Origin of the sequence: Lentzea sp. NBRC 102530 (genome assembly GCF_030269365.1) — a bacterium.
GTDB lineage: Bacteria > Actinomycetota > Actinomycetes > Mycobacteriales > Pseudonocardiaceae > Lentzea.
This window is the reverse complement of the sequence record NZ_BSTF01000023.1, coordinates 53,994-76,737: the sequence shown is the minus strand read 5'-3', so window position 1 is coordinate 76,737 and position 22,744 is coordinate 53,994. Positions and strand designations below refer to the sequence as shown.

The 22,744-nt window shown below is 69.3% G+C and carries 24 protein-coding genes; 14 read left to right on the top strand and 10 right to left on the bottom strand.

Features of this window, described 5'->3' with window-relative positions; translation table 11 throughout:
• The first annotated feature begins 3 nt into the window (after nucleotides 1-3).
• Together QSK25_RS40490 and QSK25_RS40485 are read left to right on the top strand one after the other, a co-directional pair.
• Nucleotides 4-1,509: an ABC transporter transmembrane domain-containing protein gene (locus QSK25_RS40490; RefSeq protein WP_285646510.1), complete on the top strand. Its 1,506-nt coding sequence runs from the start codon at nucleotides 4-6 to the stop codon at nucleotides 1,507-1,509.
• Nucleotides 1,506-3,236: an ABC transporter ATP-binding protein gene (locus QSK25_RS40485; RefSeq protein ID WP_285646508.1), complete on the top strand. Its 1,731-nt coding sequence runs from the start codon at nucleotides 1,506-1,508 to the stop codon at nucleotides 3,234-3,236. The genes QSK25_RS40490 and QSK25_RS40485 overlap by 4 nt, the downstream gene beginning before the upstream one ends.
• A 70-nt stretch (nucleotides 3,237-3,306) precedes the next feature.
• Here the strand turns inward: QSK25_RS40485 and QSK25_RS40480 are convergent, their stop codons facing one another.
• Nucleotides 3,307-4,533 carry a hypothetical protein gene (locus QSK25_RS40480; RefSeq protein ID WP_285646507.1) on the bottom strand — a complete coding sequence of 409 codons (1,227 nt, stop codon included), beginning with the start codon at nucleotides 4,531-4,533 and terminating at the stop codon, nucleotides 3,307-3,309.
• Nucleotides 4,524-5,012 (bottom strand): SigE family RNA polymerase sigma factor, encoded by a 489-nt coding sequence (locus QSK25_RS40475; RefSeq protein WP_285646506.1) that lies wholly within the window; start codon nucleotides 5,010-5,012, stop codon nucleotides 4,524-4,526. Before QSK25_RS40475 ends, QSK25_RS40480 begins: the two co-directional genes overlap by 10 nt.
• A 107-nt stretch (nucleotides 5,013-5,119) precedes the next feature.
• Here QSK25_RS40475 and QSK25_RS40470 point away from each other — a divergent pair, with 107 nt between their 5' ends.
• Both QSK25_RS40470 and QSK25_RS40465 read left to right on the top strand, forming a co-directional pair.
• Nucleotides 5,120-5,485, top strand: a complete 366-nt coding sequence (locus tag QSK25_RS40470) for a F0F1 ATP synthase subunit epsilon (RefSeq protein WP_285646505.1) — start codon at nucleotides 5,120-5,122, stop codon at nucleotides 5,483-5,485.
• A gap of 22 nt (nucleotides 5,486-5,507) precedes the next feature.
• Nucleotides 5,508-5,939, top strand: coding sequence for a DUF2550 domain-containing protein (locus tag QSK25_RS40465; protein WP_285646504.1), 432 nt, complete (start codon nucleotides 5,508-5,510; stop codon nucleotides 5,937-5,939).
• Nucleotides 5,940-6,439: 500 nt separating this feature from the next.
• Here the strand turns inward: QSK25_RS40465 and QSK25_RS40460 are convergent, their stop codons facing one another.
• Complete coding sequence (locus QSK25_RS40460) at nucleotides 6,440-7,012, bottom strand: cob(I)yrinic acid a,c-diamide adenosyltransferase (RefSeq protein ID WP_285646503.1); 573 nt, start codon at nucleotides 7,010-7,012, stop codon at nucleotides 6,440-6,442.
• A gap of 35 nt (nucleotides 7,013-7,047) precedes the next feature.
• Here QSK25_RS40460 and murA point away from each other — a divergent pair, with 35 nt between their 5' ends.
• Complete coding sequence (gene murA, locus QSK25_RS40455; protein WP_285646501.1) at nucleotides 7,048-8,313, top strand: UDP-N-acetylglucosamine 1-carboxyvinyltransferase; 1,266 nt, start codon at nucleotides 7,048-7,050, stop codon at nucleotides 8,311-8,313.
• Here murA and QSK25_RS40450 read toward each other — a convergent pair.
• Entirely contained in the window at nucleotides 8,303-8,590 is a 288-nt protein-coding gene (locus QSK25_RS40450) for a hypothetical protein (RefSeq protein WP_285646500.1), read from the bottom strand. The two genes, murA and QSK25_RS40450, sit on opposite strands and share 11 nt — an antisense overlap.
• Before the next feature lie 103 nt (nucleotides 8,591-8,693).
• Between QSK25_RS40450 and QSK25_RS40445 the strand changes: the two genes are divergently transcribed.
• Nucleotides 8,694-10,688: an ethylmalonyl-CoA mutase gene (locus QSK25_RS40445; protein WP_285646499.1), complete on the top strand. Its 1,995-nt coding sequence runs from the start codon at nucleotides 8,694-8,696 to the stop codon at nucleotides 10,686-10,688.
• Between the two features lie 17 nt (nucleotides 10,689-10,705).
• The gene (locus QSK25_RS40440) at nucleotides 10,706-11,464 is read left to right on the top strand and encodes an enoyl-CoA hydratase-related protein (RefSeq protein WP_285646497.1); all 759 of its coding nucleotides are present in this window, start codon (nucleotides 10,706-10,708) and stop codon (nucleotides 11,462-11,464) included.
• Here the strand turns inward: QSK25_RS40440 and QSK25_RS40435 are convergent.
• Nucleotides 11,379-12,233, bottom strand: a complete 855-nt coding sequence (locus tag QSK25_RS40435) for a helix-turn-helix transcriptional regulator (RefSeq protein WP_285646496.1) — start codon at nucleotides 12,231-12,233, stop codon at nucleotides 11,379-11,381. The genes QSK25_RS40440 and QSK25_RS40435 overlap by 86 nt on opposite strands.
• 102 nt (nucleotides 12,234-12,335) lie before the next feature.
• Between QSK25_RS40435 and QSK25_RS40430 the strand changes: the two genes are divergently transcribed.
• A complete protein-coding gene (locus tag QSK25_RS40430) occupies nucleotides 12,336-13,034 on the top strand; it encodes an SDR family oxidoreductase (protein ID WP_285646494.1) in 699 nt (232 codons plus the stop codon).
• On the opposite strand, the gene QSK25_RS40425 is transcribed toward QSK25_RS40430, so the two are convergent.
• Together QSK25_RS40425 and QSK25_RS40420 are read right to left on the bottom strand one after the other, a co-directional pair.
• Nucleotides 13,031-13,438, bottom strand: coding sequence for a hypothetical protein (locus tag QSK25_RS40425; RefSeq protein ID WP_285646493.1), 408 nt, complete (start codon nucleotides 13,436-13,438; stop codon nucleotides 13,031-13,033). The two genes, QSK25_RS40430 and QSK25_RS40425, sit on opposite strands and share 4 nt — an antisense overlap.
• Nucleotides 13,435-14,013, bottom strand: coding sequence for a DJ-1/PfpI family protein (locus QSK25_RS40420; RefSeq protein ID WP_285646492.1), 579 nt, complete (start codon nucleotides 14,011-14,013; stop codon nucleotides 13,435-13,437). Before QSK25_RS40420 ends, QSK25_RS40425 begins: the two co-directional genes overlap by 4 nt.
• Nucleotides 14,014-14,122: 109 nt before the next feature.
• Here QSK25_RS40420 and QSK25_RS40415 point away from each other — a divergent pair, with 109 nt between their 5' ends.
• Nucleotides 14,123-15,040 (top strand): GlxA family transcriptional regulator, encoded by a 918-nt coding sequence (locus tag QSK25_RS40415; RefSeq protein ID WP_285646490.1) that lies wholly within the window; start codon nucleotides 14,123-14,125, stop codon nucleotides 15,038-15,040.
• Here QSK25_RS40415 and QSK25_RS40410 read toward each other — a convergent pair.
• The gene (locus QSK25_RS40410; RefSeq protein WP_285646489.1) at nucleotides 15,037-15,573 is read right to left on the bottom strand and encodes an NUDIX domain-containing protein; all 537 of its coding nucleotides are present in this window, start codon (nucleotides 15,571-15,573) and stop codon (nucleotides 15,037-15,039) included. The genes QSK25_RS40415 and QSK25_RS40410 overlap by 4 nt on opposite strands.
• Before the next feature lie 54 nt (nucleotides 15,574-15,627).
• On the opposite strand from QSK25_RS40410, the gene nucS reads away from it, so the two are divergent.
• The gene (gene nucS, locus QSK25_RS40405) at nucleotides 15,628-16,287 is read left to right on the top strand and encodes an endonuclease NucS (RefSeq protein ID WP_285646488.1); all 660 of its coding nucleotides are present in this window, start codon (nucleotides 15,628-15,630) and stop codon (nucleotides 16,285-16,287) included.
• Between the two features lie 58 nt (nucleotides 16,288-16,345).
• Here nucS and QSK25_RS40400 read toward each other — a convergent pair whose 3' ends face one another.
• Entirely contained in the window at nucleotides 16,346-16,618 is a 273-nt protein-coding gene (locus tag QSK25_RS40400) for a hypothetical protein (RefSeq protein WP_285646487.1), read from the bottom strand.
• Between the two features lie 189 nt (nucleotides 16,619-16,807).
• On the opposite strand from QSK25_RS40400, the gene QSK25_RS40395 reads away from it, so the two are divergent.
• The 4 genes from QSK25_RS40395 (at nucleotide 16,808) to QSK25_RS40380 (ending at nucleotide 21,577) form a co-directional block, all read left to right on the top strand.
• A complete protein-coding gene (locus QSK25_RS40395; protein WP_285646485.1) occupies nucleotides 16,808-18,499 on the top strand; it encodes a sodium:solute symporter family protein in 1,692 nt (563 codons plus the stop codon).
• An 11-nt stretch (nucleotides 18,500-18,510) separates the two neighbouring features.
• Entirely contained in the window at nucleotides 18,511-18,747 is a 237-nt protein-coding gene (locus QSK25_RS40390) for a hypothetical protein (RefSeq protein ID WP_285646483.1), read from the top strand.
• Nucleotides 18,748-18,974: 227 nt separating this feature from the next.
• A complete protein-coding gene (locus QSK25_RS40385; protein ID WP_285646481.1) occupies nucleotides 18,975-19,985 on the top strand; it encodes a DUF3558 domain-containing protein in 1,011 nt (336 codons plus the stop codon).
• An 86-nt stretch (nucleotides 19,986-20,071) separates the two neighbouring features.
• The gene (locus QSK25_RS40380) at nucleotides 20,072-21,577 is read left to right on the top strand and encodes an aldehyde dehydrogenase family protein (protein ID WP_285646479.1); all 1,506 of its coding nucleotides are present in this window, start codon (nucleotides 20,072-20,074) and stop codon (nucleotides 21,575-21,577) included.
• Between the two features lie 33 nt (nucleotides 21,578-21,610).
• Here QSK25_RS40380 and QSK25_RS40375 read toward each other — a convergent pair whose 3' ends face one another.
• The gene (locus QSK25_RS40375) at nucleotides 21,611-22,603 is read right to left on the bottom strand and encodes an ABC transporter substrate-binding protein (protein ID WP_285646477.1); all 993 of its coding nucleotides are present in this window, start codon (nucleotides 22,601-22,603) and stop codon (nucleotides 21,611-21,613) included.
• Between the last annotated feature and the right edge of the window lie 141 nt (nucleotides 22,604-22,744).

The following is a 22,744-nucleotide window of genomic DNA, read 5'->3' as shown; positions in this document are numbered from 1 at the left end:
GGTATGGCCCGACACGTTCCTCACGACGATCCCGGGGTTCCGGATCTGCGCTCGCCCTGGCGGTACCTGTGGTGGCTCGTGCGCGTGCAGCGCGGGCGGGTGCTCGCCGGGGCGTGGTGGGGGTCGGTGTCCATGTGCGGGCTCATGGTGCCGCCGTACCTCATCTCACGAGCCGTCGAGGACGGGCTGAGGGGCGGTGACCGGGTAGCTCTGTTGTGGTGGTGCGGGGCCCTCGTGCTCGTGGGTGTCGGGTTGGCGTTGGTGTTCATCGCGCGGCACCGGACGATGACGTTGGTGCGCACCGACGCCGCGTTGCGGACCGCGCAGGTCGTGGTGCGGCACGTCACCCGGCTGGGCGGGGTGGTGCGGCGGAAGCTGTCCACAGGGGAGCTCACGTACCTGCAGAACGGCGACACGGCGCGGTTGGCGCACGCGTTGACCAGTACCGGTCCCGGGGTGGGGGCGGTGATCGCGTACGCGGCCACCGCCGTTTTGCTGGTGCGGATCTCGCCGCTGGTCGCTGTCGTGGTGTTGCTCGGGGTGCCGGTGCTCGCGCTGGTCACCGGGCCGGTGCTGAAGCGGCTGCACGAGGTGGAAGCCGGGTACCGGGAACGGCAGGGGGAGCTGAGCGCTCGGGCCGGGGACATCGTCGGCGGCCTGCGGGTGTTGTCCGGCATCGGCGGGAAGCCGGCGTTCGAGGCTCGGTTCCGCGGGATGTCGCGCGAGGTGCTGCGGGACGGGTACCGGGTGTCGGCCTGGCTCAGTTGGGTGCAGGCGGTGACGTGGGGGCTGCCCGCGTTGTTCCTCGCCGTGGTCACGTGGATCGTGGCGCGGATGGTGGTGTCCGGGGCGATCACGATCGAGGAGATGCTCGCGGTCTACCTGTACGTCACCACGTTGACGGTGCCCGTGGCGTTCTTCATGGAAGGTGCGGACGCGATTCCTCGTGCGCTGGTGTCGGCGCGGCGGGTGATCGACGTGCTGCGGTTGCAGCCGGACGAGAAGAGCGACGATCCCGGGCCGCTGGACGTGAAGACGGGCGCGTTGACGGTGGTCGTGTCGGCCAACGCGACCCTGGCCAGGGACGCGGTCGACCGGCTGCCCGGTGTGGTGGCGGACAACGACGACTACCTGTTCCCCGGCACCGTGCGCGAGGCCGTCTCGGTGGGGGAGCACCTCGACCGCGAACTGGACGAGGCGCTGTACGCGGCAGCCGCCGTGGACGTCGTGGAGGCGCTGCCGGACGGGCTCGACTCGCACCTGGAGTCGCAGGGGCGCAACGTGTCCGGCGGTCAGCGGCAACGGCTTCGGCTCGTGCGCGCGTTGCTGAGCGAGCCGGAGCTGCTGGTGCTGGTGGAGCCCACGTCGGCGCTCGACGCCGTCACCGAGGCCGCGGTGGCGAAGAGGGTGCGGCAGCGGCGGGCGGGGCGCACCACGGTCGTGGTGTCGTCGTCGCCGTTGTGGGCGGGACAGGCGGACCAGGTCGTGCGGCTGGAGGAGAGCCGATGATCACCAGGCTGCCGGTCGCGGACCGGCGTGAGGTGCGGCAGGCGGCCGTGCAGCTGCTGCGCGGCGAACGCCCCGCGCTGGCCGTGGTGCTGCTGATGACGGCGCTGTCGGCGGTGTCGGCGCTGGCCGGGCCCTACCTGCTCGGCAAGATCGTCGGCGGGGTGGAGGCGGGCACGCTGACGCTGTCCACCGTGGACGTGCTCGCGCTCGGTGTGGTCAGTGCCGCGCTGGCGCACCTGTTGCTGGTGCGGTACAGCGCTCTGCTGACGGCGCGGCTCGGCGAACGGTTCCTCGCGTCGCTGCGGGAGGGGGCGGTGACGCGGACGCTGGCGTTGCCCGCGCGGGTGGTCGACAGGCTGAGCACCGGCGACCTGCTCACCCGCGTGACGAGCGACGTCGGCGTGGTCGGCCAGGCGTTGCGGGACGGCGTGCCCGAGGTGCTCACAGGCGCCGTGCACCTCGTCGTCGTGTTCGTGGCGGTGTTCTGGCTGGATCCCGTGCTGGGGCTCGTGTCGCTGGCCGGGATGCCGTTCGTGGTGTGGGCGACGCACTGGTACCTCGTCCGTGCGCGCGAGGCGTACCTCGTCGAGAGCGAGGCGAACGGTGACGTCGCCGAGATCTCCGCGGCGGTCGGTGAGGGCAGCCGGACGATCGAGACGTACGGGCTGAGGGACCGGATGGTCGCGGCCGCGGACGACGCCATCGCGCGGGCGTTCCGGGCCCGGATGCGTACGCTGCGGCTGCGGAACGTGCTGTTCCCCGCGACCACCTTCCTGAACGTCGTGCCGGCCGTGCTCGTGCTGCTGGTCGGCGGTTTCTTCTACGCGAACGACGGGGTGCGGCTCGAGGTCGTCGTCACGGCGGTGCTGTGGGTGTGGCGGCTCGTCGAACCGATGGAACGCATCATGTTCTGGATCGAGTTCCTGCAACGCGCAGGAGCCTCGTTCGCGCGGATCGAGGGCATCGGGGCGCACGGTGAAGCCTCACCGGAGGTGCGCGAGCCGGCAGACGACCGCATCGAGGTGCGGGGCGTCCGCTACTCCTATGTGGACGGACACGAGGTGCTGCACGGCGTCGATCTCGTGGTGCAGCAGGGAGAACGGCTGGCGATCGTCGGGGTCTCCGGCGCGGGCAAGTCGACGCTCGGCAGGCTGATCGCGGGCGTCGACAGGCCGTCACAGGGGTCGGTGCTGGTCGGTGGCGCGCCGGTCGCGGACCTCGCGGCCGCGGGCGAGCAGCGGATCGTCCTCGTGACGCAGGAGCACCACGTGTTCATCGGCACGGTCCGGGAGAACCTGGCGATGGCGGCGCCGGACGCTCCCGACGAGAAGCTGCTCGAGGCGTTGCAGCTCGTCGGCGCGCGGTGGTTCGACGAGTTGCCCGACGGCCTGGAGACGCGACTCGGGGCGGGTGGCGTGGAGCTGGATCCCGCGCAGGCGCAGCAACTCGCGCTGGCCCGCGTCGAGGTCGCCGACCCGCACACGCTGGTGCTGGACGAAGCGACGTCCTCGCTGGACCCGGCGACGGCCAGGCACGCCGAGCGCGCGATCGCGGCCGTGCGGGAGAGACGCACGGTGATCGCGATCGCGCACCGGCTGCAGACCGCGCGGGACGCCGACCGGATCGCGGTCGTCGACGCGGGCCGCGTCGTGGAGCTGGGCTCGCACGACGACCTGGTGGCCAGGGACGGCACGTACGCGACGCTGTGGCGCTCCTGGCACGGCTAAGCACCGCCTCCGGGTCCCTCGGCCGCCACTGCCACCTGACAGACGTGTAGGACAGCGCCGAGGCAGGGCTTCAGGGCAGCTGGACCACGGTGGACACGCCCTGCTGCACCACGGTGACCTCCTTGGTGCCGGCAGGGGCCAGCCAGGCGTGCTCGCGCCCCTGCGGGCCTAGGTAGCCGTTGAAGTCGGCGACGATCGTGCCCTGGCCGTCGGGGAGCGGCAGCACCGCCGGCTGCCCCTTGACGGCCTTGCCGCCGAACGCGGGCGCGCTGAACGTGCCGTCCGGCCGGTACAGCACGCCGTAGAGCTCGCCGTACGCCTCGAACATCAGCGCGTGGCGCCCGTCCGGCAGCCATGCGCAGACGCTCCAGGTGCCGGCCGAGTCCCAGCTGACCAGGTAGTCGAGCAGCGCGCGCTTCTGGAGTTCCTGTTGTGCCGTAGGCACGTTCATGCCAGGCCAGCTGCTCGGCTGCGGGGGCGCGTCCGTCGCGCACTGCTGCCCGTTCCAGCCGATGCCGGGATGGGGCATGAACGGGCCCTGCGGGTAGTAGCCGGAGCCGAGGATCGCCTGCTGGGCGAAGTCGTCGGACTTCGGCACCGAGTCGCCGCGCACGAACACGGGCCGGTCGGACAGCTGCGCGACCGTGTAGACGGCGCCGTTCGCGTCGCCCGGGGCCGAGGCCCAGGAGCGGCTGAGCCGGCCGTCGGCGCCCCGGACCGCCTTCCACGACCAGGACACCGTCTTGCCGAGCGTCAGCACCACGTACTGGTCGCCCGCGGGCCCGAACCGGTAGAGGCCCGCCTCGCGGCTCTTCGTCTCCTCCGTGACGACCTCGCGGCTCACCACCACGCCGTCGGCCACGAGACCGACGAGCGTCGCGGGCCGCGCGGAGTTGTGCACCCGGACCTCCTGCGCGACCAGGGCCACCGGTCCTGCCATCGCCTGTCCCGTCCAGAACACGTTCGGCGGCGATGTGACTTCGACCACCGGCTCCGTCGGTTTCCACGGCTGCTTCTGCGCATCGGTCCACAGGTGCCGTGCCGTCGCGAGGAGATCGGTGTCACCCGCGAACGGACCGGTCGGCGCCGCCGTCACGCGCGAGTCCGCCGGCTCGGCTTCCGTCGTGCGCGTCACCACCACCCCGGCCGTCGCGCCCGCCAGCAGCGCCACCACCGCGGTCACCGTCACGAGCCTGCGCGTCTGCCTCCGCCGTCCCCCGGCCATCACGTCCCCCACGAATCCCGGCCGCACGTCCAGATCCGCCGTCGCGGCCTCCATCGCCTGCTTCAGCTCCACGTCAGCACCTGCTCACCCATCAGTTCGCGCAGGCGGGCGAGGCCGCGCGAGGTCTGGCTCTTCACCGTGCCGACACCGCACCCGAGCACGCGTGCCGTCTCCGCTTCGCTCAGGTCGTCGAAGAACCGCAACACCAGTACGGCGCGCATCCTCGTGGGCAACTGCGCCAACGCGCGCACCACGCTGTCCGCGTCCACCACCTGCTGCTCGTGACCGCGGGCCGCAGGCACCACCCCCAGTTCCAGCGGTGCCTCCGGCCTGCGGGAACGCCGCCGCCAGCGGTTGGCGGCCGAATTGGCCAGCGCAGCGCGCGCGTACGCCTCCGGGGAGGTCTTGATGCGGCGCCACTTGCTGTACATGCCCATGAGGACGTCCTGCAGAATGTCCTCGGCGGCACCTTTGTCGCCGCCGCACAGCAGGTAGGCGGTGCGCAACAGAGCCTGCGAGCGCAACGCCACGAAGTCTTCGAAGTCCTGCACGTCCCCCCTTCCGGCGGTCGTCGAACGTACTGACACCGGGCGGGGCGGCAAGGTTGTCAGGCGACCGTTTAGACTCAGTTCGACTCCAGACGACGAGGGAGATACGCGTGGCCGAGATGACCGTTGAACTGGTCGCCGTTGAACGCCGTTTGTGGTCCGGTAAGGCCACCTCTGTTTCGGCGCAGACCACCGAGGGCGAGATCGGCATCCTGCCCGGTCACGAGCCCGTTCTCGGCCAGCTGGTCGAGGGTGGCGTGGTGCGCGTGCGCACGACCGACGGTGGCCTGGTCACCGCGGCGGTGCACGGTGGCTTCCTCTCCGTGACCGGCAGCGGCGTATCGATCCTCGCCGAGGACGCCGAGCTCGCGGGCGAGATCGACGTGGACGCGGCGCGGACCGCGCTGCAGGACGCGGACGACGCAGAGCGCGCACGTGCGGCAGCGCGCGTGCGGGCCGTGGAACAGTCGGCCTGAGACCGGGCACGAGGCCGCAGCCGTGGGGATCACCGAGATTGCCGGCCTGATCCTTCTTGGGGTGGCGATCGTCATCGCCTACTTCGCCTGGCGCCGGATCCGCTTGTTGCGGGAGGGCGGCGTGCACGTCGCCCTGCGCAGCTCGTTCGACGACCGCGGGCGTGGCTGGCACCTCGGCGTGGGGCACTACCGCGGGGACTCGTTCGCGTGGTTCCGGGTGTTGTCGCTCGGGTCCGGGCCGAACCAGCTGATCTCGCGGGACGGGCTGGAGATCGACGCCCGGCGGGAGCCGACCGGGCCCGAGGCCTATGCGATGCCGGTGGGGGCGACGGTGCTGCGGTGCCGGTCTGCTTCCGGTGAGGTCGAGATCGCCATGGGGCCGGATGCTTTGACCGGGTTCTTGTCCTGGTTGGAGTCTTCGCCTCCGGGGCGGTCCATTCCCTGGGCTTCTTGATTTTGCGATTCGACCCGTCGGGGATCCCGGCGGGTCGTTTTTGTGTGGGCTGGTTGCGGTTCCAGCGGGGTTGGTTGCGTCCCACGCTTCGGCTCACCTTGCGAGGGTGGGCGCGCGGGTCGGTTCGACTGTGTGGGGTGCGATCGGGCTTGACCTTGAGCCTCTGGCGGGATGCGTTCGCGGCCTCACAAGCCGGGGATCAAGAGCGCCCCGGCCGGACCGAGCAGGCTGGCATCCCGCCCTCTCAAGGTAAAACCCCAATCGCCGAGGCAGGGGAACCGGCCAGGTGATGGGAAGCAGCCCGTTCGGGCTCGCTCCGCTTCGCCACGCCAGGACCCGTGGGTGGTTGGCTGTCGCAGTCCGGTTGGCACCGCGCGCCGGGCCAAGACGGTGGTTGGGTTCCGTTGGCGACTGCGGTTGGGCGGGACTGTCAGACCCCGTCGGTACGTTGGGTCGCGGGGGACCCGACTTCGAAGGGGACCCCTGCGTCAGCGTGCCTGCTAGGCGTTGCCGCCCGGCTGCCACAGCACGTCGCCGTCCGGGTTCGCCACCCTGGCCAGGATGAACAGCAGGTCCGAGAGCCGGTTCAGGTACTTGGCCGTCAGGACGTTGGTCTCCTCCGGGGCCGCTTCCAGCTGTGCCCACGCGCGGCGTTCCGCGCGGCGGGCGATGGTGCGGGCCTGGTGCAGGAGGGCCGCTCCCGGGGTGCCTCCGTTCAGGATGAACGAGTCGAGCTTGCCCAGGCGTTCGTTGAACGTGTCGCAGTAGCCCTCCAGGCGGTCGACGTACGACTGCGTCACTCGCAGGGGCGGGTACTTCGGGTCGGGGACGATCGGGGTGCAGAGGTCCGCGCCCACGTCGAAGAGGTCGTTCTGGACCTTGCGGACCACCTCGTGGACGTCCGGGGCCAGGTTGCCCAGGGCCAGGGCGACGCCCAGGGAGGCGTTCGTCTCGTCCACGTCCGCATAGGCTTCGATGCGCGGGTCGGTCTTGCGGACTCGCGAGAAGTCGCCCAGGCCTGTGGTGCCGTCGTCGCCCACGCGCGTGTAGATCTTGGTGAGGTGTACCGCCATGTTCGTCACTCTATGGCCGTACGTAGGATTGCCGTGTGAGTGAGCATTTCCGGGTACACGGTGGCGCACGGTTGGTCGGCGAGGTCGAGGTCGTCGGCGCCAAGAACAGCGTGCTCAAGTTGATGGCCGCTGCTCTGTTGGCCGAGGGCACGACGACCATCACGAACTGCCCGGACATCCTCGACGTGCCCTTGATGGCTGACGCTCTGCGCAGCCTCGGGTGCGAGGTGGAGCTCGAGGGTGACGTGGCGAGGATCACGACGCCTGCCGAGTTGAGCCACCGGGCCGACTCCGAGGCCATGGGCAAGCTGCGGGCCAGCATCTGCGTGCTCGGGCCGTTGGTGGGGCGGTGCAAGCGCGCTGTCGTGGCGCTGCCGGGTGGTGACGCCATCGGCTCGCGGCCGTTGGACATGCACCAGAGCGGGCTCGAGAAGCTCGGCGCCACCACGTGGATCGAGCACGGGTGCATCGTCGCCGAGGCCGAAGGGCTGCACGGGACGCAGATCTGGCTGGACTTCCCCAGCATGGGGGCCACCGAGAACATCCTGATGGCGGCGGTGCTGGCCAACGGCACCACGGTCATCGACAACGCCGCTCGCGAGCCGGAGATCGTCGACCTCTGCCTGATGCTCACGCAGATGGGGGCGAAGGTCGAAGGCGCGGGCACCTCGACGCTCACCGTGCACGGCGTCACGGAGCTCAAGCCGACCGAGCACCGGGTCATCGGTGACCGGATCGTGGGCGCCACCTGGGGTTTCGCCGCCGCGATGACGCGCGGGGACGTGCGCGTGCGCGGCGTGAACCCCCACCACCTGGACCTCGTGCTGGAGAAGCTGCGCATGGCGGGGGCCGAGGTCACCGTCTACGAGGGTGAGGACGAGGGGTTCCGCGTGGTCATGGAGGGGCGGCCCAAGGCCGTCGACTTCGTGACGTTGCCGTACCCCGGCTTCGCCACGGACAACCAGCCGTTCGCGATCGCGCTGTCGACGGTGTCCGAGGGCACCGCGATGATCACGGAGAACCTGTTCGAGTCCCGGTTCCGGTTCATCGACGAGATGATCCGTCTCGGGGCCGACGCGCGCACGGACGGTCATCACGCCGTGATCCGCGGCATCGAGAAGCTGTCCAGTGCGCCGGTGTGGGCTTCGGACATCCGTGCTGGTGCGGGGCTCGTGCTCGCCGGTCTCTGCGCTGACGGCGCGACCGAGGTCTACGAGATCTTCCACATCGAGCGCGGTTACCCTGGGTTCGTGGAAAACCTCCGCAAGCTCGGGGCCGACGTCGAGCGCGTCAGCTCTTGAGCACCAGCTTCGCGTTCGGGACGTCCGCCGGGAACACCATCACCTGGTAAGGCGCGTTCCTCGAACGCGTGGCACGCACGCCGTTGCGCTTGAGCTTCTGCACGAGGACGTTCGCCGCCTCTTCGGTGGGGACGACCGCGACCTCGCTGAGCAGCCCGAAGTCCGTGCCGTCCAGATCCGGTACGGGCCGCTTGTCGTTGCCCGCGAAGTACCTCAGCGTCAACGCCAGCAGTCCGAGCACCGCGAACACGACGACCGTCTGGTAAATCCCCGTCACCTCTCCATGATGCTCTCAGTGGTCTCGATTCAGTGAGCAATCGCACGCGCAGCCTTGGTTACTGGCCAGTACGCTCCGGAGAACGACGTTGTGGGAGGTTGCTGTGCCGTACCCGGCTGACCGTGAGCGCGACCGCCCCTGGGTGATGCGCACGTACGCGGGCCACTCCTCGGCCGCGGCGTCCAACGAGCTCTACCGCCGGAACCTGGCGAAGGGCCAGACCGGTCTGAGCGTGGCGTTCGACCTGCCCACGCAGACCGGCTACGACCCCGACGACGAACTCGCCAAGGGTGAGGTCGGCAAGGTCGGCGTGCCGATCAGCCACGTCGGCGACATGCGGCAGCTCTTCGACCAGATCCCCCTCGGCGGCGCCAACACGTCGATGACGATCAACGCGACGGCCATGTGGCTGCTCGCCCTCTACGTCACCGTGGCCGAGGAGCAGGGTGCGGACCCGTCGGCGCTCGCCGGCACGACGCAGAACGACATCATCAAGGAGTACCTGTCCCGCGGCACGTACGTGTTCCCACCGGGACCGTCGCTGCGGCTGATCACCGACATGGTCGCGTGGACCGTCTCCAACGTGCCCAAGTGGAACCCGATCAACATCTGCAGCTACCACCTCCAGGAGGTCGGCGCGACGCCGGCGCAGGAGGTCGCGTACGCGATGTGCACGGCGATCGCGGTCCTCGACTCCGTGCGCGACTCCGGTCAGGTGCCGCAGGAGAAGTTCGGCGAGGTCGTCGCCCGCATCTCCTTCTTCGTGAACGCCGGTGTGCGGTTCATCGAGGAGATGTGCAAGATGCGCGCGTTCGCCCAGCTGTGGGACGAGATCACGCGGGAACGCTACGGCGTCGAGAACCCGAAGCACCGCCGGTTCCGCTACGGCGTGCAGGTCAACTCGCTGGGCCTCACGGAAGCCCAGCCGGAGAACAACGTCCAGCGCATCGTGCTGGAGATGCTCGCGGTGTCGTTGTCCCGCAACGCCCGTGCGCGCGCGATCCAGCTCCCGGCGTGGAACGAGGCGTTGGGCCTGCCGCGTCCGTGGGACCAGCAGTGGGCGTTGCGCATGCAGCAGGTGCTCGCGTACGAGACGGACCTCCTGGAGTACGACGACATCTTCGACGGCTCGCCCGTCATCGAGGCGAAGGTGGACGAGATCCTCGCCGGTGCGCGCGAGGAGATCGACCGCGTACAGGCGATGGGCGGTGCCGTCGCGGCCGTCGAGTCCGGCTACATGAAGTCGAACCTGGTGTCCTCACTGGCGGATCGCCGTCGTCGCGTCGAGGCGGGCGAGGACATCGTCGTCGGCGTCAACAAGTTCGACACGACCGAGCCGTCGCCGTTGCAGGCCGAGGGCGCGAAGGCCATCGAGACCATCGACCCGATCGTCGAACTGCACGCCGTGGAAGCCATCCGGCAATGGCGTTCGCAGCGCGACAACGCCGCGGTGGAAGCGTCTCTGGACGCTCTGCGCGCGGCCGCGAAGACCGACCAGAACCTCGTGGAGGTGACGCTCGCGTGCGCCCGCGCGGGCGTGACGACCGGCGAGTGGTCCCAGGCGTTGCGCGAGACGTTCGGCGAATACCGCGCCCCCACCGGCGTTTCCGGCGCTTCGGCGTCCGGCGAGGCGGGGTCCGAGATCGCCCGCGTGCGCGACCGCGTCCGCGCCACCGGAGAGGACCTCGGCGAACGCCTGCGCATGCTGGTCGGCAAGCCCGGCCTCGACGGCCACTCCAACGGCGCCGAGCAGGTGGCCGTCCGCGCCCGCGACGTCGGCTTCGAGGTCGTCTACCAGGGCATCCGCCTGACGCCGTCGCAGATCGTCTCGGCCGCCGTCCAAGAGGACGTGCACGTCGTGGGCCTCTCGATCCTCTCTGGCTCGCACCTCGAGGTCGTGCCCGCGGTGGTCGACGGCCTGCGCGCCGCCGGTGCCGGGGACATCCCGGTGATCGTCGGCGGCATCATCCCGCCGGACGACGCCGCCAAGCTGCGCGAACGTGGCGTGGCAAGGGTGTTCACGCCCAAGGACTACGAGCTGACCGAGATCATGGACGAGATCGTCACGGTGATCCGGGAGGTGCGTGAGCTGGCGTAGGGCCTTAGTGTCGCGGAATGGTTGACGTTTCGCGGGACGGGTCCGTCGTCCGGATCACGATGAACCGCGCGGCCAAGCGCAACGCGCTGTCCGCCGAGCACCTCTCGGAGCTGCTGGACGCGTTCCGCGAGGCCCGCGCGTCGGACGCGGCCGGGATCGTGCTGGCCGCCGAGGGACCGGTGTTCTCCGCGGGACACGACTTCGCGGACGTGCACGCGCGGGACGAGGAAGGCGTGCGACTCCTGCTGGAGTTGTGCACGGTGCTGATGAAGACCATCCAGTCCGCGCCGCAGGTGGTGATCGCGCGGGTGCAGGGGCTGGCGACGGCGGCCGGGTGCCAGCTGGTGGCGTCCTGCGACCTCGCGGTGGCGGCGGACACGGCCGGGTTCTCGTTGCCCGGCGGCAAGGCCGGGTGGTTCTGCCACACGCCCGCGGTGCCGGTGGCGCGGTCGGTCGGCCGCAAGCGGTTGATGGAGATGGTGCTGACCGGGGACGTGATCGACGCGGCCACGGCGGTGGAGTGGGGGCTGATCAACCGCGCGGTGCCCGCGGACGAGCTGGACGCCGCCACGGACGACCTGCTGGCGCGGGCCACGCGGGGGAGCCGGGCGTCGAAGGCGATCGGCAAGCGGACGATCTACGCGCAGCTCGACCGGCCCGAGATCGACGGGTACGAGATCGCGTTGTCGGTCATGGCCGAGACTTCGCAGTCCCCGTCAGCCAAAGAGGGACGGGCGTCGTTCCTGGAGAAGCGGCCGCCCGTGTGGCCCGACTAGTCGCGAGGAGTTTCAGGGCGTCGGCGTTCGGGCCCGGTTCGGCCTGGTAGACCACCAGGAACTGGCCGGGGGCCTCGCGGACGTCGAACGAGTGGTAGCTGAGCTTGATTGGGCCGACGGCCGGGTGCACGAACTCCTTGGCGTCCTGGGTCTTGCCGCGCACCTCGTGCTGCGCCCAGAGCTCGCGGAACACCGGGTTCTCGCTGAGCGCCGCGACGATCTGCTGGAGCCGGGCGGAGTTCGGGTGCGCGGTCTGCCGCAGGTGCGCGACCGTGCTCTGGGCGACCCAGTGCCAGCGCGCGTAGAAGCCCTGCGCGGCCGGGTCGAGGAACGTCATCCTGGCGGCGTTGTCGGCCGGGCTGAACGGCTCGTAGAGGGCGTCGGCCAGCGCGTTCGACGCGAGGACGTCGAGCACCGAGTTCATCACCATCGCGGGCATGTCGTGCAGGCCGCTCATCAGCCGCAGCAGTTCCGGACTCACCACGTCGGGCGCGTAGCCCTCGTCGGCCACCACGCCCGCCAGGCGGTGCAGGTGCGCGCGGGCGTCCGTGTCGAGTCTCAGCGCGCGGCTCAGGGCGTCCAGGACCTGCGCGGACGGACGGGTCTCCCGGCCCTGTTCGAGACGGGCGTAGTAGTCCGCGCTCACCCCGGCCAGGACGGCCACCTCTTCGCGCCGCAGCCCTTTCACCTTGCGCTGGGTGTGCGACGGGAGGCCCGCGTCCTCCGGGTTGACGCGGGCCCGGTGCGCTTTCAGGAACTCACCGAGCATGGGTTCGAGCGTAGGCGTCACCGGTGTCCTCTGCCTGGGTGTGGCACTCCTGGGGAGAAGGTGTCCTGGTAGCGGGCTCGCAGCGGGCCGAACGTGGTGGCCATGAGCAAAGTTGTGTTGATCAGTGGAGCGTCCAGCGGCATCGGCGAGGCGACGGCCCGAGTGCTGGCCGCGGCAGGACACCAGGTGTTCCTCGGGGCACGGCGGGAGGACCGGCTGGCCGCGCTGGCGGAGGAGGTCGGCGGTGCCCACGCGCCGCTGGACGTGACGTCCCGCGAATCATTTCAGTCCTTTGTGGACTCTGCGGTCGACCGGTACGGGAAGGTCGACGTGCTGGTGAACAACGCGGGCGTGATGCCGTTGTCCCTCATGGGTTCCTTGAAGGTCGACGAATGGGACCGGATGGTGGACGTGAACATCAAGGGCGTGCTGCACGGCATCGCCGCCGTGCTGCCCCGGTTCACCGGGAACGGGCACGTCGTGAACGTGGCCTCGATCGGCGCGCACATGGTCATGCCGACCGCAGCCGTCTACTGCGCCACGAAGTACGCGGTGTGGGCGATCTCCGAGGGACTGCGGCAGGAACGCGACGACCTGCGCGTCACGGTGATCTCGCCCGGTGTCACGGAGTCCGAGCTCGCCGACACGATCACCGAGGACTTCGCGGCCGAGCTGATGGAGGACTTCCGCAAGATCGCGCTGCCGGCGTCCGCCATCGGTGACGCCATCGCGTACGCGATCTCGCAGCCCGAGTCCGTCGACGTCAACGAGATCGTGGTGCGGCCGGTGAGCCAACGCTAGGCGCCGGTCGTCGAGCCGGGTCGCAGGATCATCAGCACGGTGACGGCGGCCCACAGCAGGTTGAAGATCCCCGTGTACACGGCGAGGTGCTTGACGTCCTTGGTCTTCAGCGCCTTCTCCTGGCCGGGCAGGATCTTCAGCGCCAGCACGAACGCGGCGGCGGTGGTGAGCGCGATCGACACGATCACCCAGGGGTGGCCGGTCACGCCCATCACGCCGGCCGTCGCGAACCCGAACACCGGCACCGAGATGCCGATGAGCGCGTAGACGCGGCAGATGCGGTGCAGCAGTTCGGGGTTGCCGGGGGTGGTCACGGCCTTCGGGAACATGCTGGCGGCGACGGTGACCGGGCCGATCGCGATGATGGCCGCGAGGACGTGCAGGGAGAGGAACAGCTTGCTCACGCGGCCCTCCACGCGGTGCCGCGGCGCTCGTGGGCGAACAGCTCCTCGATCTCCACGGCCTTGTGCGCGCCGGCCAGGCGTTCGAGCAGGTGCAGGCCGAGGTCGACGCCGGAGGTGACACCGGCGGCGGTGACGAGGTCGCCGTCGTCGACGATCCGCGCGCGGACGGCGTTGACGCCCATGGACTCCAGCGCTTGCAGGCCGAGGTGGTTGGTGGTGGCGTTGCGGCCCTTGATCAGGCCGGCGATGGCCAGCAGCAGCGAGCCACCGCAGACGGTCGCGATGATCCCGCTCGTGTCCTTCAGCGCCGGACCGACCGTGGCGGCACCCGCGGTGAGCAGGTCGAACACCTCGTCGTCTCGCAGGGCCGCCGCACCGGGAACCACGACGAGCCCGGCTCCCGGATCGAGCCGCGCGGTCGCCTTCAGAGACAGCAGGCCCAAGCCCGCAGGCACTTCGCGGGCTCCCTCGACGGTCACCAGCTCGGCCGGGATCCCGCCCGCGGTCAGCGTCTCGTACGGGCCGATCACGTCCAACGGGTCGAAGCCGTCGAACAACACCACTTGAGCTTTCACTGCGACTCCTACGGTTTCCGGTGATCGAAACCGTAGGGTGGCCGGATCCCGGGGGGAACTGGCTGGAATGCCATGTTCCAACGGATTCTCGCCAGCTACGGTGGTGGACGTGCACGAGGTGGCAGTGGTAGCGATGGACAGCGTCGTCCCGTTCGACTTCGCGACGCCGGTCGACGCGTTCAACTGGGCCGGGCGGTACCGGGTGCGCGTCTGCGGTCCGAAGAGGACGGTCGACGCGGGCTGCTTCGCGATCAAGGTGCCGCACGGCTTGGAGTTGTTGTCCGAAGTGGACACGATCGTGCTGCCGGGGCACGACCCGGGGATGGTCGTGCCGAAGCCGTTGATCGAAGCGCTGCGGCAGGCGGCGGCGCGAGGCGCGCGGATAGCGTCGATCTGCACGGGGGCGTTCGTGTTCGCGGCGACCGGGCTGCTCGACGGGCTGCGGGTGACCACGCACTGGCTGGGCGCGCAGGAGCTGGCCCGACGGTTCCCGGCGCTGGAGGTCGACCCGGACGTGCTCTACGTCGACAACGGGCAGTTCCTCACGTCCGCGGGCGCGGCTGCCGGGCTTGACCTGTGCCTGCACATGATCCGGCGCGACCACGGGTCCGCAGTGGCCGCCGACGCGGCGCGGCACGCCGTGATGCCCCTGGAGAGAGAAGGCGGGCAGGCCCAGTTCATCGTCACGCCACCCGTTGCGCCGCAAGGGGTGGAGCTCGAACCGTTGCTGCGGTGGATGGAGGCCAACGCGGCGCGGGAGCTGACGCTGGAGGACCTGGCGCGGCAGGCCGGCATGAGCACGCGCACGTTGAACCGGCGCTTTCGCGAGCAGACCGGCACGACGCCGTTGCAGTGGCTGCACCGGGCACGCGTCCGGCAGGCGCAGCACCTGCTCGAGACCACGAAGGAGCCGGTGGAGCTGATCGCGAGCAGGGTCGGGTTCGGGTCGGCGACGGCGTTCCGCGACAGGTTCAAGCGGATCGCCGGCACCTCACCGCAGAGCTACCGGACGGCGTTCCAGCGCTAGGGCTGGGAGTGTTCGTGCAGCAGGAGGAGCGTGTAGGCGGCGATCGACTGGGCGTCGGTGATCTCGCCCTTCGCGATCATCGCCTCGAACGACGCGCGCGGGAACCACGCCGAGCGCATGTCCTGCTCCTCGTGCTCCCGTTCGTGGAAGCCCTCGGTGAGTTCCGTGGCGAGGTACACGTGCCCGCGCTGCGACGACATGCCCGGCGCGACGTCGAGCAGCCCCAGCGACGTCATCCGCCCGGCGCGCAACCCGGTCTCCTCGCGCAGCTCGCGCGCGGCGAGTTGCAACGGGTCCACGTCGGCGCGGTCGGGAGCGGTGCCCTGGGGGAACTCCCAGCGGCGCAGGCCGATCGGGTACCGGAACTGCTCGACGAGCCGGACGCGTTCGCCGTCGAGCGGGATGACCAGCGCGAAGTCGGGCTTGTCGATCACGCCGTAGATACCGCTCGAACCGTCAGCGCGCCGGATCTCGTCCTCGCGAACGGTCATCCACGGGTTTGCGTACACCTCTCGGGTGCCGAGGCTCTCCACGCCACGGACCGTACCTAACGTCCGGATTCTGGACGCACCCCGTAGCCTGTCGCGGTGCGTCTCGTCATCGCTCGCTGCAAGGTCGACTACGTAGGCCGACTCACCGCCCACCTGCCCATGGCCCAGCGGCTGCTGCTGATCAAGGCCGACGGCTCGGTGTCGATCCACTCGGACGACCGCGCCTACAAGCCGCTGAACTGGATGAGCCCGCCCTGCTGGCTGATCGAGGACCCGGACATCTGGACGGTGCAGAACAAGGCGGGGGAGAAACTGATCATCACCCTCGAAGAGGTCCTGCAGGACTCCAAGCACGAACTCGGCCCCGAGCCGGGCCTGCAGAAGGACGGCGTCGAGGCCGACCTGCAGAAGCTGCTCGCCGAGCACGTCACGACCCTGGGCGACGGCTGGACGCTGGTGCGGCGCGAGTTCCCGACCGCCATCGGCCCGGTCGACCTGATGTGCCGCGACAGCGCGGGCGTCTCGGTCGCCGTCGAGATCAAGCGGCGCGGCGAGATCGACGGCGTCGAGCAGCTGACCCGGTACCTGGAGCTGCTGAACCGCGACCCGTTGCTCGCGCCGGTGCAGGGCGTGTTCGCGGCGCAGCAGATCAAGCCGCAGGCGCGGACGCTGGCCGAGGACCGCGGGATCCGGTGCGTGGTGCTGGACTACGACGCGTTGCGCGGGATCGAGCCGGACGAGTTCCGGCTGTTCTGACGGTGGTCAGCTCCTCGGCCAGAGTCAGTCGAGGAGCCGCGGGTGGGGCTCGTGCCGGTCACGCCTGCTCTCGGTGGACGGGGAGGTTCGCGAGCTCGACGGCCTGCGCGAGACCGCAGCCGGTCACCTCCCTGATCCGCTTGACCGCCAGGATCGTCCTCCCGGTCGCCAGCAACTCGGTGATCTCCTCGCGGACCGCGCCGGGGATCTCCACCCAGTTCTGCTTCGCGCCGCACCACAGACAGAGGTCGCCGACGTTCGTGCGGCTGCCGTTCGTGGTCTCGCCACAGCCGGGGCAGGTCCACGCCACCAGCTCAGGGGTGCTCGTCATGCCCTGAGTTTCAGCTTCGCGGGCCGTCCACCGCACCTGCATTTCCCAGCCCGCCGACTTCAGTGAGCGCCCCCTGTCACACCGTGGTTTGGTGATCATCCACACGGGGTAAGACCCGCTGCACCTGGAGTAATGTCCTCTCCTGGTCGGTTGTGTTCGACTTTGTTCGAAGTCTTTGGGAGGTGGACGGTGTCGATCTTGGCCGAGGCGGACCTGCGGCTCGACGCGGGGCCGATCGACTACGCGTTGCTGTTGATCTACTTCGTGGTGGTTCTCGGCATCGGCGTGATGGCACGACGATCCGTCTCCTCCAGCCTCGACTTCCTGCTGTCCGGGCGGTCGTTGCCGGCGTGGGTCACCGGTCTCGCGTTCATCTCCGCGAACCTCGGTGCCCTCGAACTGATGGGCATGACGGCGAACGGCGCGCAGTACGGCATGGCGACCGTGCACTACTACTGGATCGGCGCCATCCCCGCGATGGTGTTCCTCGGTCTGGTGATGATGCCGTTCTACTACGGCTCGAAAGTGCGCAGCGTTCCCGAGTTCATGCGCCGCCGGTTCGGCAAGCCCGCGCACCTCGTCAACGCCATCAGCTTCGCCGTCGCGCAGATCCTGATCGCGGGCATCAACCTGTTCGCGCTCGCGGTGATCATCGACGCGCTGCTCGGGTGGCCGCTGCCGGTGTCGATCTGCGTCGCGGCCCTGGTGGTGCTCGCGTACACGACGTTGGGCGGCCTCAGCGCCGCCATCTACAACGAGGTGCTGCAGTTCTTCGTCATCGTGGCCGCGCTGGCGCCGTTGACGATCGTCGGCCTGATCAAGGTCGGCGGCTGGCAGGGCCTGGTCGAGAAGGTGACCGACCAGGAACAGCTGTCCGCCTGGCCCGCCACGGAACTCACCGGCATCAACAGTCCGGTGTGGAGTGTTGTGGGTCTGGTGTTCGGTCTCGGCTTCGTGCTGTCGTTCGGCTACTGGACGACGAACTTCGCCGAGGTCCAGCGCGCGATGAGCGCCAAGTCGATGTCCGCGGCCAAGCGCACGCCGATCATCGGCGCGTACCCGAAGGCGTTGATCCCGGCGATCATCATCATCCCCGGCATCATCGCCGCGGTGATCGTGCCGGAGATGGCGCAGCTCAAGGCCGGTGATACGAGCAGTGGCGTCGTTTACAACAACGTGCTGCCGCTGCTGATGCGCGACCTTCTGCCCAACGGCATCCTCGGCATCGCGATCACGGGTCTGCTGGCGAGCTTCATGGCCGGTGTGGCGGCGAACGTCAGCTCGTTCAACACCGTCTTCACGTACGACCTGTGGCAGGACTACGTGAAGAAGGACCGTCCCGACGAGTACTACCTGCGCGTCGGACGCCTGGCCACGGTCGGTGCGTGTGTGCTCGCGATCGGCACGGCGTTCATCGCGGCGGCGCTCGGCGGGTCCAACATCATGGACTACATCCAGGCGCTGTTCTCGTTCTTCAACGCGCCGCTGTTCGCGACGTTCATCCTGGGCATGTTCTGGAAGCGGATGACGCCGACGGCCGGGTGGGTCGGTCTGCTCGCGGGCACGTTCACCGCGATCTTCATCTACGCGATCTCGGAGCCGTCGTTCGGCATCGAGTGGCTGCAACTGCCGGGTCAGGGCGCGAGCTTCCTCGGCGCGGGCCTCGCGTTCGTGGTCGACATCGTGGTGAGCTTCGCGGTCAGCCTCGTCACACGGCCGAAGCCGGACAGCGAACTCGGCGGCCTGGTCTACAGCCTCACGCCCAAGGAAGACAGGGCGCACTCCACCACCGGTGAGGACGCGGGCTGGTACCGCTCGCCCGCACTGCTCGGTGGCGGCGTGCTGGCCCTGACCACCGTTCTCTACTTCATCTTCGGCTGAGGGAGGCCGCCATGAGGTTGTTCGACCTGCGACTGATCATCGCTTTCCTCTTCGGCCTGTACGGCGTCGTACTGGTCGTCATCGGGCTCGGCTTCACGTCCGACGAAGACCTGAAGAAGGCCGAAGGGGTCAACATCAACCTGTGGGCCGGCATCGCCATGGTGGTGCTGTCGGCGGCGTTCGCTGCCTGGGCGACGCTGCGGCCTCAGTTCGCGGACACGGACAAAGAGCCGCTCAAGGAGCTATGACTGGGGACGACCAGGGTAAACAGGGTTGAAGGCCTCGATCGTCCACGCGTCGAGCCAGTTGAATGCGCGGCGAATTCGGTTTCGCACGTCTCTCCTTCGGTCGGGGTCTTCACCAGGTACATCGCGTTGATCTTCTGAATCGTTCCCGTAGCTCTGGGTGACATGTGCCACTGGGTAACTCGGGGTACCGCCCACAAACGCCCGCGAAGGCCGCTACCGTGCACGTCGTGCCTCGTTTTCGTGCCACCGCTGTGGTCGCCGCCGCCGCGTTGCTGATGGCCGGCTGTGCGACAGGGCCGGGTCTTGCCAAGACCAACTCGCCGCGCCGCACGGTGCAGGCGGGTGCCGACGCGACCACGACGACCGATCCGTCGACCAAACCGTCCTCGCAGGCGGGCAAGCCGGTCGACCCGGCGTTCGCCGCGGAACGGCTGCGGCTGGTCAACCCGTGCGCGTTGATCGAGAAGGAAGTCCTGCAGACGGTCGGCACGCCGTCGAAGTACTCGAGCACCTCCTACACGCGCTGCTCCAACTACATGAAGGACAAGGCGGGCAAGACGCTCAACATCACGCTGGACATCGGCTACACGCTGACGTCCACGGAGCTCAAGAACGCCACCAAGCAGATCGCGGGCCTCAAGAGCGGCGAGCAGAAGCTCAACGCCTCGGCGTGCTTCATCTCGGCCGTCACGATGGAGAACCCGGGCCAGGCCGTGCGCGTGCAGGTCGGCACCGGCAACGACGGCAACGACGCGTGCGAACCCGGCCGCAAGGTGCTGGAGGGCGCGGTCCGCAAGCTCAAGGGCAACCCGCAGAAGTACACCCCGCCCAAGGGGTCGCCGGTCGAGGTCGACCCGTGCGCGATCGTGGAGCGGTCGGTGCTCTCGCCGGTGCTCGGTGCCTCGCCGCGCGCGCTGCCGTTCGGTCTGCACCAGTGCTCCTGGACGGGGCAGAGCGCGCAGATGCAGATCGAGTTCAAGACGGCGCGCATCCCGAAGGACGGCAAGTTCGACACCAGGTCGGTCGAGGTCGACCTCGGCGGGGTGAAGGGCTACCAGGCGTTCAAGGACGGCCCGTTCCCGACGTGCGAGCTCGTCGTGGTGCGGACGAAGGACCAGTCCGACGCGGGTGAGATCGTGGAGTTCACGGTCGCGGCCTCGAAGGAGAACGGGATCGACCGCTGCGTGGCGGCGCAGGCGTTCGCCAAGGCGGTCCTTCCCTCGCTGCCCCAGGCCTGAGGTCCTCCTGCGGGGCCAGGCGGGGGCTGAAAGTTCTTCGAGTACGCGTTAGTGTCGAGGTTACTGGCGAGTACCGGAGGAGCACCATGACGCAGACCGCTTCGGACAGCGCGCTGTCGGCCGATGGCGAGCAGCGGCGGTTCGCTTCACTGGACCCGCGCACGGGCGAGGTCGTCGCACACCACCCGATCCACACGGCCGAAGAGGTCGAGGACGCGGTGGCGTCGGCGCGCGAGGCCGCGGCGTGGTGGGCCGGGCTGGGCTTCGAAGGGCGCAGGACCAAGCTCGACGCCTGGCGCAAGATCCTCTCGCAGCGCTCAGACGAGTTCATCGCGTTGATCAGCGCGGAGACCGGCAAGCCCGCCGACGACTCCCGCGTCGAGGTCGCGCTGGTGATGGACCACCTGCACTGGGCCTCGCGGCACGCCGGCCGTGTGCTGGGCAAGCGCCGTGTGTCCTCCGGCATGCTGATGTTCAACCACAGTGCGTCGCTGGAGTACCGGCCGTTGGGCGTCATCGGCGTCATCGGGCCGTGGAACTATCCCGCGCACACGCCGATGGGTTCCATCTCGTACGCGCTGTCGGCGGGCAACGCCGTGGTGTTCAAGCCGTCGGAGTTCACGCCGGGCGTCGGCACGTTCCTCGCGTCGACGTTCACCGAGGCGGTGCCGGAGTACCCGGTGTTCCAGGTGGTCACGGGCTTCGGTGAGACGGGCGCGGCGCTGGTGTCCGCCGGGGTCGACAAGATCGCGTTCACCGGGTCCACCCGGACCGGCAAGAAGGTCATGGCCGCCGCGGCCGTCTCGTTGACGCCGGTGCTGGTCGAGTGCGGTGGCAAGGACGCGCTGATCGTCGACTCGGACGCCGACCTGAGCGCCGCCGCCGAGGCCGCGATCTGGGGCGCGGTGTCGAACGCCGGCCAGACGTGCGCGGGCGTGGAGCGGATCTACGTGGCCGAGGACGTCGCCGACGCGTTCACCGAGGTCCTGGTGAAGCGGGCGAAGAAGCTCAAGCCCGGCGGGGAGCCGAACGCGAACCTCGGGCCGATCACCATGCCGTCGCAGGTGGAGATCATCCGTTCGCACGTGCAGGACGCGTTGGACCGCGGTGGCAAGGCGTTGGTCGGCGGACCGGACTCGATCAGGCCGCCGTACGTCGAGCCGGTGGTGCTGACGGACGTGCCGGAGGACTCGCTGGCGGTCACCGAAGAGACCTTCGGGCCGACCGTGGTGATCAACCGGGTGCCGAACGCGCTGGAGGGCGTGCGGCTCGCGAACCAGTCCAAGTACGGGCTGGGGGCCGCGGTGTTCTCTAAGTCGCGCGGTGAGGAGCTGGCCGCCCAGCTGCGGGTCGGGATGGTGTCGGTCAACTCGGTGCTGACCTACGCGGCGATCCCGGGGCTGCCGTTCGGCGGTGTCGGCGACTCGGGGTTCGGGCGCATCCACGGCGAGGACGGGCTGCGCGAGTTCGCCTACGCCAAGGCCGTGACGAAGCTGAAGTTCAAGTCGCTGATCGACATGGCGACGTTCGACCGGTCGTCCATGGCGGGCAAGCAGATGCTGCGCCTGGCGCGGATGCTCTTCGGTCGCTGAGCCGCTCCGAAGAGCATCCGCGTTCCGGAGCTCTTAGACGCCCAGCTGCTTCTTCATGTCGTCCAGCACGACGTTCGCGGCGAGCACGCCGAGACCGAGGAAGTAGGTCTCGTCGGCGACCGGCTTGGCCTTGCCCGTGCTGACGGCGTTCAACTTCGTCCACAACGGACCGCCGAGGACGGACGCCTGCGCGGTCTTGGCCGGGTCGCCGTAGGTGGAGTAGAGGATGAAGTCGCCGTCGGCCTTGCCGATCTCCTCCGCGCTGACCTCGGCGGCGAGGTCGTCCACCTGGGACGGGGTCGGCTGGCCGATCTTGGCGTCGATCAGGATCGTGCCGATGAACGACTTCTTGGCGTACAGGCGGATGCGGCCGGGCATGAAGCGCAGCGCGGTCACCGTGGGGCGCACGCCGAGCTTCTTCTCGACGGCGTCACCGGTCTCGGTGGCCTTCTTCGTGTAGTCCTCGAGCATCTTCGCGGCGTCGGCCTGGCGGTCGAGCGCGGCCGCGTTGAGGAGGAAGTTCTCCTTCCACACGTAGCCGGGGCGCACGGAGAACACCGTGGGGGCGATCGCGGCGAGCTTCGGGTAGAGGGCCTCCGCGCGCAGCTGCGAGCCCAGGATCAGGTCCGGGTTCAGCTTGGTGATCGCTTCGAGGTTGAGGTTGTTGGTGGTGCCGACGTTCTCCGGCGTGCCGCCCTTGTCGCCGATGTAGGACGGCATGGTGGGGGAGCCGTCGGTGTAGGCGATGCCGACGGGCTTGATGCCGAGCGCCACGACGTTGTCGAGCTCGCCGGTGTCGAGCACGACCACCCGTTCGGGTTTCTTGTCGAGCTTGGTCTCGCCCATCGCGTGCTTGACGGTGCGGGGGAACTCGCCGGGCTTGGAGGTCGTGCCGAAGCCGTTGCTCAGCTCGTTCGCCTTGCCGAAGTCCTCGCCACCTTGGGCGACGGTGGGCTTGTCCGGCGTGCTGGAGCACGCGGTCAGGGTCAGGGCGACTGCGACGAGCAGCGCGGCTGTCTTGGACACGACGTTGTTCCTCCACTACGGAACGTGATGTTGACCTGCATTTCTTAGGGCAGGCTAACGGTAGCCGGGTCCTTTGCCGGTTCCGAGTGTCAGACCCCCGGAGTAAGAAGGAACACGGTCACCGGCGATCGGAAGGGGCTG